This window comes from Maridesulfovibrio bastinii DSM 16055 (assembly GCF_000429985.1).
Classification (GTDB): Bacteria; Desulfobacterota; Desulfovibrionia; order Desulfovibrionales; family Desulfovibrionaceae; genus Maridesulfovibrio; species Maridesulfovibrio bastinii.
Genome location: NZ_AUCX01000005.1, coordinates 137,172 through 154,639 on the forward strand (window position 1 = coordinate 137,172; position 17,468 = coordinate 154,639).

General features: G+C 43.3%; 15 protein-coding genes. 1 reads left to right on the top strand and 14 read right to left on the bottom strand.

Annotated elements, in window-relative coordinates; all coding sequences use genetic code 11:
• Positions 1-183: 183 nt before the first annotated feature.
• From G496_RS0100585 to G496_RS0100645, 13 genes are all read right to left on the bottom strand, one after another.
• Positions 184-735: a GAK system XXXCH domain-containing protein gene (locus G496_RS0100585; protein ID WP_027177558.1), complete on the bottom strand. Its 552-nt coding sequence runs from the start codon at positions 733-735 to the stop codon at positions 184-186.
• Positions 736-1,176: 441 nt separating this feature from the next.
• Entirely contained in the window at positions 1,177-1,803 is a 627-nt protein-coding gene (locus tag G496_RS0100590) for a histidine phosphatase family protein (protein ID WP_027177559.1), read from the bottom strand.
• A gap of 1 nt (position 1,804) precedes the next feature.
• Positions 1,805-2,947 carry a DVU_1551 family NTP transferase gene (locus G496_RS18390; RefSeq protein WP_034631883.1) on the bottom strand — a complete coding sequence of 381 codons (1,143 nt, stop codon included), beginning with the start codon at positions 2,945-2,947 and terminating at the stop codon, positions 1,805-1,807.
• Positions 2,937-3,974, bottom strand: coding sequence for an XdhC family aldehyde oxidoreductase maturation factor (locus G496_RS0100600; RefSeq protein WP_027177560.1), 1,038 nt, complete (start codon positions 3,972-3,974; stop codon positions 2,937-2,939). Before G496_RS0100600 ends, G496_RS18390 begins: the two co-directional genes overlap by 11 nt.
• A complete protein-coding gene (locus G496_RS0100605; protein ID WP_051294736.1) occupies positions 3,971-5,287 on the bottom strand; it encodes a DVU_1553 family AMP-dependent CoA ligase in 1,317 nt (438 codons plus the stop codon). Before G496_RS0100605 ends, G496_RS0100600 begins: the two co-directional genes overlap by 4 nt.
• A 1-nt stretch (position 5,288) precedes the next feature.
• Complete coding sequence (gene trsS, locus G496_RS0100610; RefSeq protein ID WP_027177562.1) at positions 5,289-6,659, bottom strand: radical SAM (seleno)protein TrsS; 1,371 nt, start codon at positions 6,657-6,659, stop codon at positions 5,289-5,291.
• Positions 6,649-7,110, bottom strand: a complete 462-nt coding sequence (locus G496_RS0100615; protein ID WP_027177563.1) for a DVU_1555 family C-GCAxxG-C-C protein — start codon at positions 7,108-7,110, stop codon at positions 6,649-6,651. Before G496_RS0100615 ends, trsS begins: the two co-directional genes overlap by 11 nt.
• Positions 7,111-7,112: 2 nt before the next feature.
• The gene (gene trsM, locus G496_RS18395; RefSeq protein WP_051294737.1) at positions 7,113-7,820 is read right to left on the bottom strand and encodes a DVU_1556 family methyltransferase; all 708 of its coding nucleotides are present in this window, start codon (positions 7,818-7,820) and stop codon (positions 7,113-7,115) included.
• A 21-nt stretch (positions 7,821-7,841) separates the two neighbouring features.
• Positions 7,842-8,051, bottom strand: coding sequence for a DVU_1557 family redox protein (locus G496_RS0100625; protein ID WP_027177564.1), 210 nt, complete (start codon positions 8,049-8,051; stop codon positions 7,842-7,844).
• The gene (locus G496_RS0100630; protein ID WP_342665364.1) at positions 8,044-10,347 is read right to left on the bottom strand and encodes a pyridine nucleotide-disulfide oxidoreductase/dicluster-binding protein; all 2,304 of its coding nucleotides are present in this window, start codon (positions 10,345-10,347) and stop codon (positions 8,044-8,046) included. The genes G496_RS0100625 and G496_RS0100630 overlap by 8 nt, the downstream gene beginning before the upstream one ends.
• Before the next feature lie 296 nt (positions 10,348-10,643).
• Positions 10,644-13,364 carry a molybdopterin-dependent aldehyde oxidoreductase gene (locus G496_RS0100635; RefSeq protein WP_027177566.1) on the bottom strand — a complete coding sequence of 907 codons (2,721 nt, stop codon included), beginning with the start codon at positions 13,362-13,364 and terminating at the stop codon, positions 10,644-10,646.
• A 66-nt stretch (positions 13,365-13,430) separates the two neighbouring features.
• Complete coding sequence (locus G496_RS0100640; protein ID WP_027177567.1) at positions 13,431-14,453, bottom strand: molybdopterin-binding protein; 1,023 nt, start codon at positions 14,451-14,453, stop codon at positions 13,431-13,433.
• Between the two features lie 396 nt (positions 14,454-14,849).
• Positions 14,850-15,149: a putative quinol monooxygenase gene (locus G496_RS0100645; protein ID WP_027177568.1), complete on the bottom strand. Its 300-nt coding sequence runs from the start codon at positions 15,147-15,149 to the stop codon at positions 14,850-14,852.
• Positions 15,150-15,686: 537 nt separating this feature from the next.
• Here G496_RS0100645 and zupT point away from each other — a divergent pair.
• Positions 15,687-16,505 carry a zinc transporter ZupT gene (gene zupT / locus G496_RS0100650; RefSeq protein WP_027177569.1) on the top strand — a complete coding sequence of 273 codons (819 nt, stop codon included), beginning with the start codon at positions 15,687-15,689 and terminating at the stop codon, positions 16,503-16,505.
• Here zupT and G496_RS0100655 read toward each other — a convergent pair.
• Positions 16,491-17,288, bottom strand: coding sequence for a hypothetical protein (locus tag G496_RS0100655; protein ID WP_156900563.1), 798 nt, complete (start codon positions 17,286-17,288; stop codon positions 16,491-16,493). The two genes, zupT and G496_RS0100655, sit on opposite strands and share 15 nt — an antisense overlap.
• Between the last annotated feature and the right edge of the window lie 180 nt (positions 17,289-17,468).

Below are 17,468 nucleotides of genomic sequence, written 5' to 3' on the forward strand. Positions count from 1 at the left end.
AAAGTCCATTTTTATTATTTTGCGGCTTCTTGAATGGCCGGCAGAGTAGGAAGCCCTTGAATAAAACCGGTCTGATTTATCTGTCTGCCTTTCAGAATACCTTTTTTGAAAGCGGTCTGAAAAGGTTTTTATGGCGGGACAAATTTCAAGCGGGTTATTTTCTACGGTTACCGGCTTAAAATTTCAGTCATATTTTGCATGGCAATGAGCTTTGATATTGTTCAGAGCGTCGCAGGCTTCATGCATTTTTTCAAGGTCTTCCGATTGATATATTTTTTCAAAGTTATCCACAGCATTGGAATATTCTTCGTAGTACTCATCACCGTAGCCTTCATAAGTGACCATGAGGCGCGAATCTTCAATAAACTGCTTCACAGCTTCGTCCGGGGGAAGATTGCCTTCATGTATTGTTTTAAAAATAAGTTTGAAGGCCGACTTCATTCTTTTTTTAAGTTTCTTATATGCAGGTTTTCCTTCAAGGACACTATTTTCATCAGTTTCAGCTGGTAGCTCATCAGGTTGTTCTTTTAGCTTGGGAGGCTTTGCTTTGACTCTTATGCTGGTCTGACCAAATTCATTTTTTATGCTCATCTTAAGACGCTGAAACCCTTCAATTACTGAGAGGTATGCGTTTTCTCCTTCGGCTCCATTTTCAATGGCGTCAGCAAGGCTGCGTAAAAAAACGGGTACTTCTTCCGGTTTAACGTATTTCTCTATTTTGGCTTCCCTGCTCATGGTGTCCTCCTGCTGGGGTAGAGTGTTTGAAACAACACCCTGTTCGCGTTTAAAATATAGCGAATCAAGGTTTCTAGCAGTATGAGTTTCCAGAAGTGAAACACTTTTGTTACAATCAGGTTAATTGCTGACTTTTCAGCCCCTGATGTAACTATATGGAGACTTTTATTAAAAATGTAGGGGAAATAAAATAAGTAGTAAATAAAATTTGTAGAACTGCATAAATGTAAGGGCAGGCAGGTTTAGATCGTATTTAGAAAAATATGCATTCTGGAGAGTCTATTTTTTCTTATAAAATAGAGGCTGGTGTCATGGTTTTTGATAGTAATAAAATCTATGAAGATATTTTTGGCGTTATAAATATAGTTATTAATATTCAACGCGGGTGAATGTAATAAAAAATATCGGGTATTAGTTTAGATTATCTCAGATTTATAGAATTTAATCAGAAGTAAAAGCCAGTTCCGGAGCGCGCCAGTTAACTGAGTGGACTGTATAACCTTTAGATGTCTTTGAAATCAGATTTATACCGCAGTATTGCTGGTCTATTTTGAAAAGGTTATTTAAATCCATGCCAAGCAGATGGCACAGAATTGTGCGGTTGACGCCTCCATGAGCTACAACCAGAGATGTTCCACCTATTTCCGCAATTTTATGGAAGGCATTAAAAGCGCGTTGCTGCACGTCAGCAAAGCTTTCACCTTCAGGGGTTCTGTAGCTTCTCATATTTAGACCCCTTTCTTCATATTCTGACGGATAGTCGGCCATGACCTGCTGTTTGGTCAGACCTTCCCAGAGACCTAGATCAATTTCCTGTAGCCCATCAATCTGGGTGATTTTATTTTTGAAGTCCGGTCTGGCCAGTTCCGCGGTCTGGCGGGTGCGCAATAAATTTGAACAGAAAACCCGGTCTATATTTAATTCAGCAAGATAACGCCCGGTCTTACGGGCCTGATCCAGACCCGTTTCATCAAGCGGAAAGTCCTGTTTTCCTATGTAACGGCGCGGTGAAAACTGTGGTATCTGACCATGGCGCATCAGTAGTATCAGACTTTTGTTTTCATTCATCTTATATCCCGTCTTCAAGGCTCAGGTCTTCCAGAATTTTTCCTGTTTCGTGTTCAATAGATTCTTTAACTCTCAGGGCATTGCCGAGTCTGCGTTTTATTGCGGAAACAGCTTCAGCATCGTCTTTGAAAATTTTCATTTTATCTTCAAAACGGTAGACCACACTGACAAACTGGCTTCCCCGCACAAGCTTATCAGCAATATAGACTATTTCTTTTTCAGCTACGCTTCTGCCGTCTTTCAGATAAACATCTCTATGTGCGGCAACTATATCTGCTATTCTGTCAAATCCCAGTTCACTCAGGATTCTTCCGCCTTCCTGCTCGTGCTTCGGGCTGCCTTTGGCAAGATCGTGTAGTATGGCTCCGGCATAAATCATTGAAAGATCAGGCCCGTGATCCCGGTGCCATTTTAGCTCATGGCCGATGCGCATGGCCACTTTGCCAACCTGTCTGGCATGGGCCAGACCTTTTTCAGGCACCTTGCAGACATCGTTAAGTATAATCTCGCACTCGTCTTTATCAGGAATATCGATTTTAGGCAGTACCCGGAGGGCTTCTGCATAAAGATCAGGGGTATCCATATCAAAAAGAATATGCTTGTCCGGTACTTCAAGGTTGAGAATTTTATCCGGGAATTCAGCGGCATAATCTTCAAGAACTTTCCGTAATCCACCATTGCCGTCATGTGCCAGAATTCTAGGGATTATTGCACTTGATATTAGTGGCGGATGTCCCGGTTTACCTTTGAAGCATGGAAAAATTATATCATATTCATTATTTTCAAAAGCTTTGAGAACGAGTTTTACTGTCCCTCTGCGGAATAGAGCGTGGTCGACAGGAGTTATGAAAAATGCAGAACATTTTTCAGGCAGGGCGGCTACTCCGGTTTTGACCGAGGAAAACATGCCCTGATCGTAATCAGGGTTGAAGACAGTTTTTAATCCGTGTTTGGAAGATTCTTCTTCCACGCCTTCCCGGTGATGCCCGGTAACAACTGTTACCGCTTCAATGCCGTTAATTTTAAAATTTTCGGCAACTCTTTCGAGAACACTTTGATCACCAAGTTGCAGCAGGGCCTTTGCTTTTCCCATGCGGGAAGAGTATCCGGCCGACAATATAATTGCGGAAATGTCAGGAAGCATTTTTCCTCGATTCTGCCCTGTGGGCTATTAGTTCGGCAACAATGCTTACAGCTATTTCTTCAGGTGTTTCGGCTCCTATCTCAATTCCGATGGGACTGTGGACCCGATCAATTGCTGATTGCGGTGTGCCGTTTTCAAGAAGATTTTTGTAGATGGCATCACGCTTTTTGTGACTGCCTATCATACCGATATAACCGGCATCTGTTTCAAGAGCCTGTTTTAACACATCTCTGTCGTGGACATGTCCTCTGGTTACGATAACAAGGTAGCTGTCCCTGTCAATAACGTAATCTTTAAGGCAGTTTTCAAAGTTGTCAGGAACTATGATGCGGTCCGCTTCTTCAAATCTTTCCCGGTTTGCAAATTCTTCGCGGTCATCAATAACTGTCAGGTGGAATCCAACCTTGGAGGCCGCCTGTGAAGTACAGCGTGAAACATGCCCTGCGCCTAGAAGAAACAGACATCCGGAAGGAGCAAAAGCCTCAACCATAAATTGCGTTCCATCTTTTTCTATAACTCTGGGAATCCCGACTGGAATGTTTTTAATATCCATGTACGGAGCAGGATCACTGCCGGGGACTTCTCCGCGGACCTCTGCACCGGCAACGGCAAAGTGAAAGTTGTTTCCGCTGGATGTTCCTGAAAACAGCATCACTCTGCGTCCCTCAATGAGGGAATCGCGTATGAGCCTGAAAGCTTCCAGATTTTTGGGGCAGGCAGGAATGTATTCTATGATTACTTCAAGGTTACCACCGCAGATCATATCAGAGACGGCTGCGTCTTTGTTGCTGAGATCAAAAGCTTTTTTGATTGACTGACAGCTTTTAAAAACGTTTGCAGCTTCTTTTTGAACAAGTGCTTCAACAAGTCCGCCGCCTATAGTTCCGAAAAAACTGCCGTCAGCTTTAATGAGCATTCTTGCTCCGGCAGACCTTGGAGTCGAGCCGGATTGTTCGCAAATTGTGGCCAGAGCCAGATCTTCGCCTTCTTCCAGAAATTCACAAATTTTTTCAGACAGTTCTTTCATTTTTTTGATCCTTGTCTATTATCTTTTATGATTCTTTTGGCCGGATTGACACAGCCAGCTGGTTTGCAATTTATTTTAATTTCTGTTGATCCGAAAATATTTAAGTCGGCAAGGTTTTCGTGAATTTTGGGAGCACAGCTGTTTTCAAATCCTCGAACAGTGCTTGCTTCTATTTTTATTGATTCACTGCCGTCAGTGTCAGAAATTTCAATATCAAAATCAACAACACCGGGAATTTTAAATATGCTTTCGTCAAGCATGCTTAATGAAAGTTGGGAACCTGACTCAAGTTTCAATTTGTTTTCAAAACGGCCGCTGACCTTACTAAGCCGGCGCAGGCTGCTTCCGCAGGGGCAGGTCTCATTATACATGGCTGCGATATCTCCGGTTCTGTACCTGATCAGGGGCATACCTTTTCTCGTCAGGGTGGTCACGGCTATTTCACCTTCCGTACCGTAGGGAAGGGGTTCACCAGTCAGCGGATTAACAATTTCAAAAAGCAGGTCGGTTTCCCGCAGGTGTGTGCCGCAGTGGGCTGAGCATTCCACACCTCCACCAAGCCCTGTCTCAACAGTTCCGTAATGGATAAAATTTTCGCAATTCCATGCGGATTCAAGTTCATTAACAATAACGTCCGGAATATAGTCGGAGCACAACAACAGTGATTTTATATTTTCTGCCGGGATTTTTTTTTCAGTATCGACCCTTGAGGCTGCAAAGAGTTGAACAGGGAAGCCGACGATACATTGGGGTTTTTCTTCTTCCAAAATTTTAATTGTAGCGTAGGGATCAGGAGCCAGACCAAAAGTTTTGGCACTGACATTTTTTGCTTCCAACGCTTTTTTGAGAATGTCTCCGGTACTGTCGGGGGTATCTCCCGGAAGCAGGATAACAACTTTATCTCCCGGATCAACCATGGTCATCATTCCACCGCTGAAAAAGTTGAATGTGAGTCGGATATCCTCTTCCGTAAAATACAGCCTTTTTGGTTTTCCTGTGGTCCCGGAACTTTTTATGGTTACAATTCTGGCAATATCGTCATTTGAAACACACAGCATTTCACTGTTGTGCATTCTTATGTCGCCTTTAGTTGTAAAAGGGAGTTTTTGTATATCCTGCCTGTTTTTTATAAATTCAGGCTCAATATCCTTCAATTTATCCCGGTAGTAGGGGCTGTTTTTTTGGGTATAATCGATAAGGTTCCGCAAAAGGCGTAGCTGTTCCTGCTCAATGTCCGTTCCGGTCGGAATATCTGTTGTAAGACCGGGGATTGTTGCTGCGGTCATTGCATCAAGCGGAGTTCTGGCAATCATTCTATTTCCTGTGCAGCGGCTTGCCGGAAGCGGAAGTAAGGTTATAGGCACAGAATGGAATCATTCTGCCATCCATTGTCGCAACATGGATGCAGCATCCGCGAACCCTTTCAAGATCTATATTCCAGACATCCTGAAAAGCCATCGCCGAGATGGAGAATGTATGTGTTTTGGCCCGTTCCAGAAAGCGGTCGAAATCATCAACAGCCTCTGCTTTATCGAATCTGCCGATAACCGGTGCAGACCACTGCCGGGCCGTGAAGGCGACACTTTTATCGTGTCCTTCCTTTGCTGTGGGAATATTTTTTCCGGGCTCTCCGGTGCTGCAGCATTGACGGTTTTTCGAGCCGCCAAGATGTTTCAGAGTATTATCATATCTGATCATGAAATTTCCGTGAAAAGAGCATAGGGAATGCTCACAGGCGGGTGGTTGAAAATTATCTTTTGAAACCATCCCATTGGTCTGTGCTTCCAACTGCGAGATAACTTCTGACAATGTGATTCTATCAGAATCTGAAGGCGGTTCAGGATATCTGCCGAAATAACTCACGGGTTGAAAGTGTACCCCGCGGACAGCAGGAGCATACTCTATTCCGGCTTTGATTATGTTTCCGATATCATCAACATTTATGCCGGGGATAAGAACTGGAACGAGAACTATTCCAAGACCAGCAGCAGCGCAGTTTTTGATTGCCTGATATTTTATTTCAACTAGGTCGCGGCCTCTTATCCGGCGATAAATTCTGTCATCCGTGCCATCAAACTGTAAGAAGACAGATGAAAGTCCGGCCTTTTTTAATTTCAATGCGTATTCCGGAGTTTCAGAAAGTTTGATTCCGTTTGTATTCAGTTGAACAAAATCAAAACCTTTATCACGGGCAGCTTTTATTATTTCCGGCAGATCACTTCGGACTGTCGGCTCTCCACCTGAAAGCTGGATGTTGCACTTGCCACCGACTTCGGAAATTGTGTCAAAAACAGAATTCAGTTTTTCAAGTGAAGGGTCGGTTGCAGCATCCTGTCCGGCATCGGCAAAACAGATGGGGCAGGACATATTACAGCGCGAGGTTATTTCTATGAGAGCAGTGCAGGTGTGCTGGCCATGTCTTGCACAGGGGCCACAGTCAAAGGGGCATCCTTTGTCGCTCGCAGTTAAAACTTTAAGTGGTGCCGATGGTTTTTTAGGTCTTTTCCATTTTGAAAATTCAGGTTCGCCGCGCCAGATAACTGTTTTAAATGTCCCATGCTCCGGGCAGGTCTTCAACTGATAGATATTTCCATTTTCAGATATTCTTTCAGCTTTGAGCACTTTTAAACAGTGCGGACATAGACTTTCTGTTACAGAATCAACTTTTTCTGAATCAGAACGCATTCTCACTACCTTTAGGGACTGTTGGATCGATATCGTTTTCAGCTAGAAGTTCGAGAACTTTATTGCGGGTTCTTTCCACAATAGTTCCGCATATTCCCATTTCAGGAACATTTGCTCCGCCTGTTATTGCGTCACATGTTGCTCCGCCGTATTCGTCGGAAGTCATGTTTTCAAACCAATCCATTAATTCTGAGACCATGAGTTTGTATTTTTCATGTTCCTCTTCATCAGGACTGCCTTTTGCCGCATATAGTCCAAGGACGCACGCTCCACCGCTGACAGCTCCGCATATTCCTCCGCTCTGTCCGATTCCCTGACACAGAGCGGACATTGATCTGACCAGTGCAGGATTTTCTTCACCCTGATCTTCAAGAGCCATCATGATCATCATTTGACTGCAACAGAATCCCTGTGCGCTGAGCTGCATAATTTTTAAGCTGGTATCATCCATATCTATTCCTTTTCAGCTATGATGAGATAGTATCCCGGCATCATTTTTTTTACGGCGCTGCACGCCCCGGCAGCTTTGTCCTTTCCCATGAACAGAGCCCAGAATTTTTCAAGGCTGCCCATGCTGAAAATAATCTGACCTGCCAGCTGTTTGAGACGCTGGGTATGATCTTCCATAAGAATTATTTTAAAGCCGTTGGAAGTAACGCTTTTTTCTATTTCGCCAAGAGCCTTGGCCCCATTGAAGCAACAGGTCACCTCAAGCTTTGTTTCCGGTGCGCTTGCATTTCTTGAATAAATATCACTTAGGATAAGTTCTCCACCATGCTCTGTGACGCGGGATATTTCCGATAGAGTAGTGTCTATATCCTCTGTCAGTGAAAGCACGCATTCGCTGATTGTTCCTTTCAGAGATTCAGTGCGAAAGGGCAGCGATGTTCCGGAAGCCTGTACTTTTTTAAGGCCGCGAGTTGTCTCTCCGGCCTGTTTGAGCATGTCCGCAGAGTAGTCGAGGGCCAGCGGCACAAGACCGAATTCCTCACGCATCAGGCTGGAAGTGGCTCCGGGCCCGCAGCCAAGATCAAGAATGGTTTCACCTTTCTTAAACCGGCAGATTTCAAGAGCCCGGCGAGTCAGCTCCGTCCCTCCGGGACGCAGGGTTCCACCGGTGATATCAAGCATTTCACGGCGTTCATATAAAGCATCAGTCATGCTGTTTTTTCAGCGTGAGGCTTATTTATCTTCCAGAAGCTGTTCCACATCAAACATCTTACCTGTGGCCAGTTCTTCCGGTATAAGAGTGAATCCGCATTCGGGGCAGCGCATAAGGTCAACTTTAAATACAGAGTTGAGATATTTTACCTCTGTACTTATGGGTTTTAGTTCCTTGTCGCATTTGCAGCAGCGCCAATCTGTATCTTCGGCAAATGATAGGTTAGTCATTATAGTCCTCCGGGAGGATCATTCTATGGCTGTATGCGTTTCTTATTTCGTACCCGCCATCGACAGGTTTGTATTCAACCCAGTATGTAACCCTGACAGGCCGATGTGAGGCCAGAAAGTATTCGTCATTGGGGTTGCTGAGTTTTCTACCGCTGTTTTCGCATGCCAGAATTGTTTTTTGGATGTCCTGATCGAGTATACGTCTTTTCTCAAGCAGGTCTCTTACTTCGTCACTTATAACTAATTTCACAGATGAGTACTCGGGCATTGTAATAGGCTCTTCCTTCCAGATTTTTTCCAGAAGGTTGTTTTTCAAGCGTGATCTGTTTTCCTGACGCATGGAAAAACCGGGATTAGGTCTTTCAAGCGGATCAATTTTCTGATTTTCATCAGGAAAAATATATTCCAGAAGATGGGCTGTTTTTTTGCCTGAGGCTACCAGATTGTCACGACACATAGCACAGTAGGCCAGAATATCGTTTTCAGTACGGTCGGCTTTTCTCTTTGCTGTTTTGTCAGCCAGATCAGGATTGGCATTGAACATCAGGCCGCCGAATCCGCAACAGTCTGTCATTTCTCTGGTATTTGACGGTTCTTCAAGTTTGAAGCCGAGTTTTGCAGCCACATTTCTTACTGCATCCTGAACTCCGCGATGGTGGCGAGCCGTACAAGGATCACTTATGCTGAACGTCTGTGCAGGCATGTCGGACTTAGTCTCCGGCAATCCTTCGGCATCAAGTATTTCCCATATTGAAACAGTCTTAAGTTCAGGAAATTCTCTGCTGAAAGAATCATAGCAAGTGGCGCAGGCTGTGATAATGACAGGAGAACCCATGCCGGATATTTTTTCCATAAGTTCAGCTTTGATTGCATCATAATCGCTCTGCCGTCCGGCCCAATGGGCTGGTATGCCGCAGCAATCCAGCATAAGTCCGACCCCGCCGCTCAGAGTAGAGCAGAGATGGCTGTAAAGCTTTTCCACAACAGCTGGGTCTGAACCGGATAACTGGCAACCGGGGAAAAACAGATATTCAGAGCTGTCTTTTCCCTGCTCATGCTTGAGCATGGAGAAATGTTCACCACGGCTGAATTCCATATCAAGTAAAGCGAATTCATGAGCAGAAGGCGGCATGTGACCTTTGCCTATCATGTATCTTCTAGCGTCAAGGCAGACATTGGCCATGGAAAAATCATTGGGACAGACAACTTCACACTGACCGCAGAGGGAGCATGAATTTATCATTTTATTTGATTGTCTTGTTCCGGTGACTATTGCCTGATTGTTATATATCTTGCGGACATATCTTTTAGGATATTCTTTGTAATACTGCAAAAATTCGCAGTGTTTGACACACTCCATACACTCACAAAGCAGACAGCGTGAAGCTTCTTTTTTAGCTTCCTCTTCAGTGTATATTGAGGCCGAAGGCAGCACAGGAATAATATCTTCAACGCCTTCTGTAGAGGTGTAGAGTCTTGTTTTGTATGGTCCTTCTTTTTCTCTAAGTGACGTCAGTGAAGCGTTTTGCAGGAATCTGTCCACTGAAGAACAGGCCCTGCGTCCACTGGCAGCTTGCTTCATTGGAGAAAATCTATCGCTTAATTTCTGGCCGGTTGCGAATATTTTATCTTCTATCTGGAGTGTGACTTCGTCAATTTTATCAATATCAATACTGAAATCTTCAATACCCCGAAAATCAAGCTCAATAATTACAGCGTCAAAATCATTAACTATAGATTTAAATTCATTGGCATCAATATTTTTATCCCTGTCCAGAACTACTCCGAGTGATTCAAGCAGTCCGACAGCCTTGGTCAGAGTCTCTGCCGGCAGTATGGATTCCGGCAGATTGTTAAGAGGGCCGCCCGGAAAACTGTCACCAGTGAAAATTGTAGAATTTCTTCCTTTTCTGGCAAGATCAAGAGCAGCTGTCATGGAACTCAGGCCACAGCCGATGATAGCAATTTTACCGTCTTTTGCAGGCAGCTTGGGTGGTTTAATGGCTTCTGTTGAATTTTCTATACAGAATCTTTCAATTGAACCGATGCATAGACTTCCGCCGGCATTGCTTCTCACACATGATTCAAGGCATGGCTGGTCACAGGTCCTGCCGAGGATTTCGGGAAAGGGCATTGTCCTGTCCAAAATTTTTCGGGCACCTTTGATATCACCTTTGGCGATACAGGCCATCATGGATTTTACATCAACATGAATGGGACATGCGGCAATACACTGCGCCCGTTCTTCCTGAATACAAGTTGCTTCAAGCTCTCTTAATTCACTTTGTTCCATAATTTTCCCAACATTTTTTAATGAAGCTTTAAAAGACTATTGATGCGCTTTATGCCTTAATTTGTAAGATGTACATTTAAGCATATAAAATAAATGTATTTTGACTCTCTTACATTCAAAATGATTAAATTATTTTTAGATCATGGTCGAGGTTTAGTTTATATTTTACTTTAACCGATTTTAAATTGTGGAAAGCTATAAAATATTATTCGGCAGAAATTTTATAAATTTTTAGATTCTTAGCAAAAAAGGGCAGGCGCATAGCACCTGCCCTTTATAATCAAGCTTATGCGGCAGGCTTAGCCTTTGAGAGCTGCAAGAACTTTTTCAGGTCTTGCAGGCAGATGCCTTACACGAGCTCCACAACCCTGAGCTATCGCATTGATGATAGCTGCATGAGGAGCGGTAAGAGGCATTTCACCTACACCGGAAGCACCGAACGGTCCGTCAGGACGGGGGTGCGTGCAGTATATGATCTTCATGTTGTCAGGAACATCCTTAATGTAGGGGATACCTGCGCCCTTCATGGATGCATGCTTCTTAAGGTCTTCGTAATCCTCGGTAAGTGCGAGGCCGATACCCTGAGCAAGACCACCGTAGATCTGACCGTCAACAATCAGTTCGTTGGCGAGTTCACCTACGTCAGCGGCACATGCCATTCCTTCAACCTTTGTTTTACCGGTGGTGATATCAACGGCAACTTCGGCGAGGAACAGTCCGTACATGTAGTTGGCGAAAGGATTACCCTGTGAGTTTTCGTCACAATCGTTAGCAGGCTGAGTCCAGCTGCCTTCGTAGAAAACAGGAATGTTTTCGGCAATCATTTCATCGTAAGTGCGGAATCTACCACTGGAAGGTTTACGCATTCCTTCAAGCAGCATTTCACAAGCTACGCGGATAGCCTGACCAACCATAACCTGGCTGCGGCTACCACCGGCAGGACCGGAGTTCGGGCATTTGCTGGTGTCGTTCATTACGAGATGAATCTGTTCAGGCAGCAGTCCGAGAGGTCTCAGAGCCTGGTGTGCTGTTGCGAGTGAACCCATATCAGCACCCTGACCGTGATCTTCCCATGCGTTGTACAGGGTTACAGTTCCGTCGGGGTTGAGTTCAATGTTTGCTTCAGCGGTATCAGGGCCGTCAAGTCCGGCACCGTAAACACCGATTGCAACACCTACGCCGCGTTTAATAGTATCAGTTGAGTTAGCAGCTGCTTTTTCTTTAGCTTCTTTATATAAAGGACGTATAGCGTCGATCATGTCAGGAAGGCAGATAACTTCAGGAACCTGTCCGGTAGGAGTGGTGGATCCTTCACGGTAGCAGTTTACATAACGCAGTTCGAGGGGATCCATTCCGAGTTTCTCTGCGAGTTCGTCCATGAGAACTTCAGAGGGGAATTCGGATTCAGGAGCACCGTAACCACGGAAAGCTGCACCCCAGCAGTGGTTGGTTGCTACGCAACGGCCTTCACCGCGAATATTGGGGATGTCGTAACCGGCACCGATGTACTGTGCGCCACGAAGAGTAAGCAGGTCACCGAATTCTGAGTAAGGACCGTGGTCACATGTCCAGTCGGTTTCCATGGCAAGGATTTTACCATCTTTGTTTGCTGCATATTTTACAGTAGACCAGAATGGTGAACGTTTACCGGTGTAGTTCTGCTGCTGTGCATAGTTGTACTGCAGGAATACAGGTCTGCCGGTTGCCATTGCTGCTGCTCCGAGGAGAGCTTCCATGGTCGGGCTGAATTTGTATCCGAAAGTACCACCGGCGTTGTTCTGAACCAGAGCAAGCTGATCAGGCTCAAGGCCGAGACCGGGAGCAATCATAAGCAGATGGAGATGGATACCAACTGATTTTGAATGGATGAAGAGCTTACCGTTATCATCGAAGTAGGCATAACCTACATCAGGTTCGATGGGGAGGTGAGGCTGGCGGCTGGTGTAGTATTCGCCTTCGATTGTTACATCAGCTTTTTCAAAGATAGGTTTGGTGTCTTCACCTTTGGCGATCTTAGGCAGATAGTATGCGTTAGGTGTGCCGGGGTGAATTTCAATGGCGTCTTCAGCAAGAGCTGCAGGAGCGCTCATGTATTCAGGAAGCTGTTCAAGTTCAACTTTAACAGCTTTGGCTGCTGCTTTAGCGTGTGCATCTGTGTCTGCGCAGACGATAGCTATTGCGTCACCATACTGGAATATCTTTTTATCAGCGAGGATAGGACGTTCCCAACCATCACCAAGGTTGGTGGGGAAGGTGATCAGACCGGTGATGCGGTTTTTACCTTTAACGTCTTTAGCGGTAACAACTTTGAAAACGCCGGGCATTTTTTCAGCTTCGGTTGTGTCAACTGAAATAACGTTGGCGTGAGAAACTTCAGCCTGTACGAGTGCGCACTGCAGGGTGTCATCGGGCATTTTGAGTCCGGTATCACCACCGAAGTCCCAGGTTCCGGTAACCTTGGCGACTGCGCTCGGGCGGGGCTGTCTTGTTCCGAAAACTTTTCCGTCTTTCGGCATCTGGTAGGCAAGATCTTCAATGGCTTTTCTGCCGTTGATAACATCTGCTGCGTCACGAACAGCGTCTACGAGGTGCTGATAACCGGTACAACGGCAAACGTTGCGGTATTTCTGGAACCAGTCGCGAATTTCTTCACGGGTGGGGTCCGGGTTTGCTTCCAGAAGAGCTTTTGTGGAAACGATGAATCCGGGTGTGCAGAAACCGCACTGTGCGCCGCCGTGGAGCATCCATGCCATCTGGATAGCATGAAGGTTCAGAGGAGTTCCGATACCTTCAATTGTGCAGATAGCAGCTCCATCGGGAACACGTTTCATTTTGGTAACGCAGGAACGGATGAGCTTGCCGTTCATGATTACACTACAAGCACCGCACTGTCCTTCGCCACAGCCGACCTTTGTTCCGGTCAACCCGAGATTTTTACGAATAACGTTAGCGAGCGTTTCAGTGTTTTCGGTCAAAACATTGTGCTCAATACCGTTGACGTAGAGTTTTTTGGTGATCATTAAGATCCTCCTGAGCCGATTTTGGTTGTTGGTGAGTTGATAGAATCAACTCCTTTGTCCACGGGCCTATTTTCCGAACGGGCAGATCGGATAACGACAGACCTTGCATGTTGCGCAATAGCCGCCGTGACCCATGGATGTGATATCTTCCCTCGTGACTTCTAATCCGGCCAGAATGCGCGGAACCGCCAGGTCGAAAATGCTCGCCCTGTGGTACATTACACAGCCGGGAAGACCGAGAACCGGTATTTTGCCAATCCATGCGAGCATGAACATGGCACCTGGGAAAGTCGGGGATCCGTAAGTGACAACTTTTCCTCCGGCAGCTCTTATGGAAGCTGGAGTCTGATCGTCAGGATCAACGCTCATCCCTCCGGTACAGACAATCATGTCCGCCCCGGAATCAAGAAGTTTGTGAATTGCGGCGACTGTCATTTCGGAATCGTCGGAAACAAACTCCTGATGTATGACCGTACTGCCGAGGGCCTCAAATTTTTCGCGAATTACTGGACCAAATTTATCTTGGATTCTGCCGGTGTATACTTCGGTTCCCGTAGTAACAACTCCGACATTGAAATGCTTGAATGGGAGCACATCCACAATGGGATAGCTCTGAAGACAGAGTTCTTCGACTTTTTTTATTCTACCTTCATCAGTAGCAAGAGGTATTATCCTTGTTCCGGCTACTGCCTGTCCTTTTTTGACGGACTGGTTGGTATGCAGGGTGGAAATAACGACGTCTTCAATATTGTTGATGGAGTGCAGAGCCTCAACATTGATTCTTAAAAGACCGTCATGACTGGCATGAAAATTAACCCTTCCCTCACAGACTTCGGAGAGTTCGATGCCTTTTCCCGAAGCAGCTGTGGCTATTCTTATTCCTGCTTCATTTTCATGCACATGTTCATCGTCAAGAGTTAAAACGTATATGTGTTCCTTGCCGATGTCTTTGAGTTGCGGAACGTCTTCCTTAGTGATGACATGTCCCTTTTTAAATGCTCTTCCCTTGAATTCTCCGGGGACTATTCTGGTCATATCATGACAGAGCACCATGCCGACCGCTTCTTCCACAGGTATGAATTTCTTCATCTCAAAAAAGCCTTTTTTAGATGTTTTCACCTTCCGTTCTGATATTCAGGGATATTTGAAAACTAAATTTAAAATATCCTTAAATTTCAGTAAAAAACAGGCTGATTAGATTTAGTCTCAAGCCTTGTTTAAATTTTTTATGTCAACCATGGCATAATAAGTCAATGAGGGGTAAAAAAAATAGGCGATAAAATGCAACAAAATTGAATCACTGTGTCCTTTTGGGACCTTTTTTTGTGTAATATATTGATATTTAATATTTTTTTATAGGGAAAATTATAAAGAGCGTTGACTGGCGGGGCTTGCGGGAAAAAAATAGCGGGACATTGTTCAATTTTGTGAACAATGTCCCGCTTTAAAATGTCTTCGGGGATGAGTTAATTTCTGTCTGTTTTTCTATTTCTGGATTCTATCCAGCAGTTCAAAAACTTCAACAAAGTTATCTTCCCTTAACAGTCCCTCAAGTCTGCCTCCAAGCTCCTGAAGGTACGGCTGGGCAGAGTGGGAATCAAGAGCCTGTTGATCAGGGTAGCATTCATAAAAGAAAAAAGTGCATGGCTCAGATTTAGAGCGGTACAAATCGTAGATAAGTGTCCGTTCTTCTTTTTCCACTTTGGGGATCAGGGATCTTAGAATTTTTTCGACTTTTTTTTCATTCCCCTGTGAAGGTTTGATTATTGCGTTGACGATCACCATTTGACTCTCTCTCCTTTTATTTTGTCTTGGTTCCTATTTTATTTATTTATGCATATTATTTGATATAAAATAATATGATGCTATCAATTTTTTGCTAAACTGTTAGATGTGTTATAAGAATGTCCAACTGTTTGAATCTATGATTTTTATTTATAATAATAAACATATTTAATTTATAAATTAAACTGAATTCTTAAATTTTCAGCTAAAAAAATGCAATTTATGCATGTATGGTCATTATCGCCACATCTATTTTGTAAATGCTATATGCCGGGCGTGAGTGCTGCTTTTTATGTTTTTTTTAAACGGTAATGAAAGTCTGTAGGGAATATTGATCTTTATCGTTCTCAAAAGACATTTGTTGTCGTGGTGACTTACTGCTTTGCTGCGGCTGGAGTCAGTATTTATTAAAGCAAATGTATTAAATTGAAATGTATTGTTTTTTACCATTTATATGTTACTGTACTGTAGAAAAAATACCAATGTATTTATGAGGCTTAAATCCTGGTTATCAACACTAATGCAGAGGGATTTAATATGGATCATAATTTATTGTTTGCGTTTTCATTGACACTTTTTGCCGGATTGTCAACCGGAATAGGAAGTGCGCTGGCTTTTTTCTCCAGCAGGACGAATACCAAATTTCTTGCACTGGCTTTAGGCTTTTCAGCCGGAGTCATGCTTTATGTCTCATTCATAGAGATTTTTGTTAAGGCGAGGGAAGCGCTTATTGCGGCATGGGGAACAACAGGAGGAAACTGGGGGGCGACTACAGCTTTTTTTGCAGGAATAGCTATTTCAGCCATCATTGATAAGCTTGTACCGGATGTGGAAAATCCTCATGAGGTCCAGCTTGTTGAAGATATGGAAGATTCTCAGGCTATAGCAGAGGCCCGCAAAAAAAATGATCTGATGCGCATGGGCGTTTTTACAGCTCTGGCAATCGCAATCCACAATTTTCCTGAGGGACTGGCAACTTTTACAGCTGCTATGAGTGACCCTGAGCTAGCAATTCCAATTGCTATAGCTATCGCCATACATAATATTCCGGAAGGTATAGCCGTTTCCGTTCCTGTCTTTTATGCTACAGGAAGCCGCAGCAAAGCTTTCTGGCTATCCCTGTCTTCCGGGCTAGCCGAGCCGATTGGAGCCGGCATAGGTTTTCTGCTCCTTATGCCTTTCATGAGCCAGGCGGTATTTGGAGTCCTTTTCGGGATTGTTGCCGGGATCATGGTTTTCATCTCACTTGATGAGTTGTTACCAGCCGCGGAAACCTATGGTGAACACCATCTTTGTATATATGGTCTGGTTGCCGGAATGTTTGTAATGGCGTTGAGCCTTCTATTGTTTCTTTAATTTTGCAACCGTATGATGGGCAAAAATAAATATTGATGAAATTGTTATGAACATAAAAGATTTATAAAATATTTCATATATTTTATCTATTTCATCTGTTTTATCTATTTTAAATATTGGTAAATCTGAATTTGAAAATGCTTTTATTGCTAAAAAACAAGTTAAAAATATTAAACAAATTATGAAAGTTTTGTTGTTAATAAATTTTAATGGTTGGTAGAGTATATTTTTATCATTTTTATACTTTATAATCTCGGATAACTTGATGTTATTATTTGAAATAATTTTAGAAATAGTAATGAAAGAACATGCTACCAATAAAAATAATAAAAATAATTCGAATCCTTTTATTTCTTCAATTGGGCGTGAAATAAGAGTAGCTATTACGGTAATGAATAATAAAGAAATAATTTCTTTATGAAAAATATATAAATGAGATATAAAGCTTTCATAATCACATTTTCCTGATTGGTACCTGCAATTATAGTAAAACATTATCATTGTTAGCATTTGTATTAAATAACATGAAATCGACATTACCAATGCTGTATTAGGATTTACGAACATCTCAACAATATTACTGTTTTTATCTTTAGCATCATTTGTAACCTTTGTGTCGGTCTTAGCCTCTGCATCGGTTTTAGTTTGGGAATTAGTTACTTTCTGCTCGGAATGCGTAGGCCAAGTATTATAAATAGCGATTTTAAAGTTAATTACAATTGTTGCTAAAAAGAGCACAGCAAAAAACCAGATAATACTTTTATAAATATAATTGGTTATCATAAACTTCCACCCCACTTTTTATTCCCCGTATAAAGTGATATCTTTAATAGTTTAAGCTATAAAAATAATCAATAAATTTTTAATAATATCGATTTATAAATATTAAGGCGTTTTTTTAATGCTGGACAGCTTTGCGTTGTATGGATAATCAATGATTCGTCTTATTCTTCTTTATTGAAT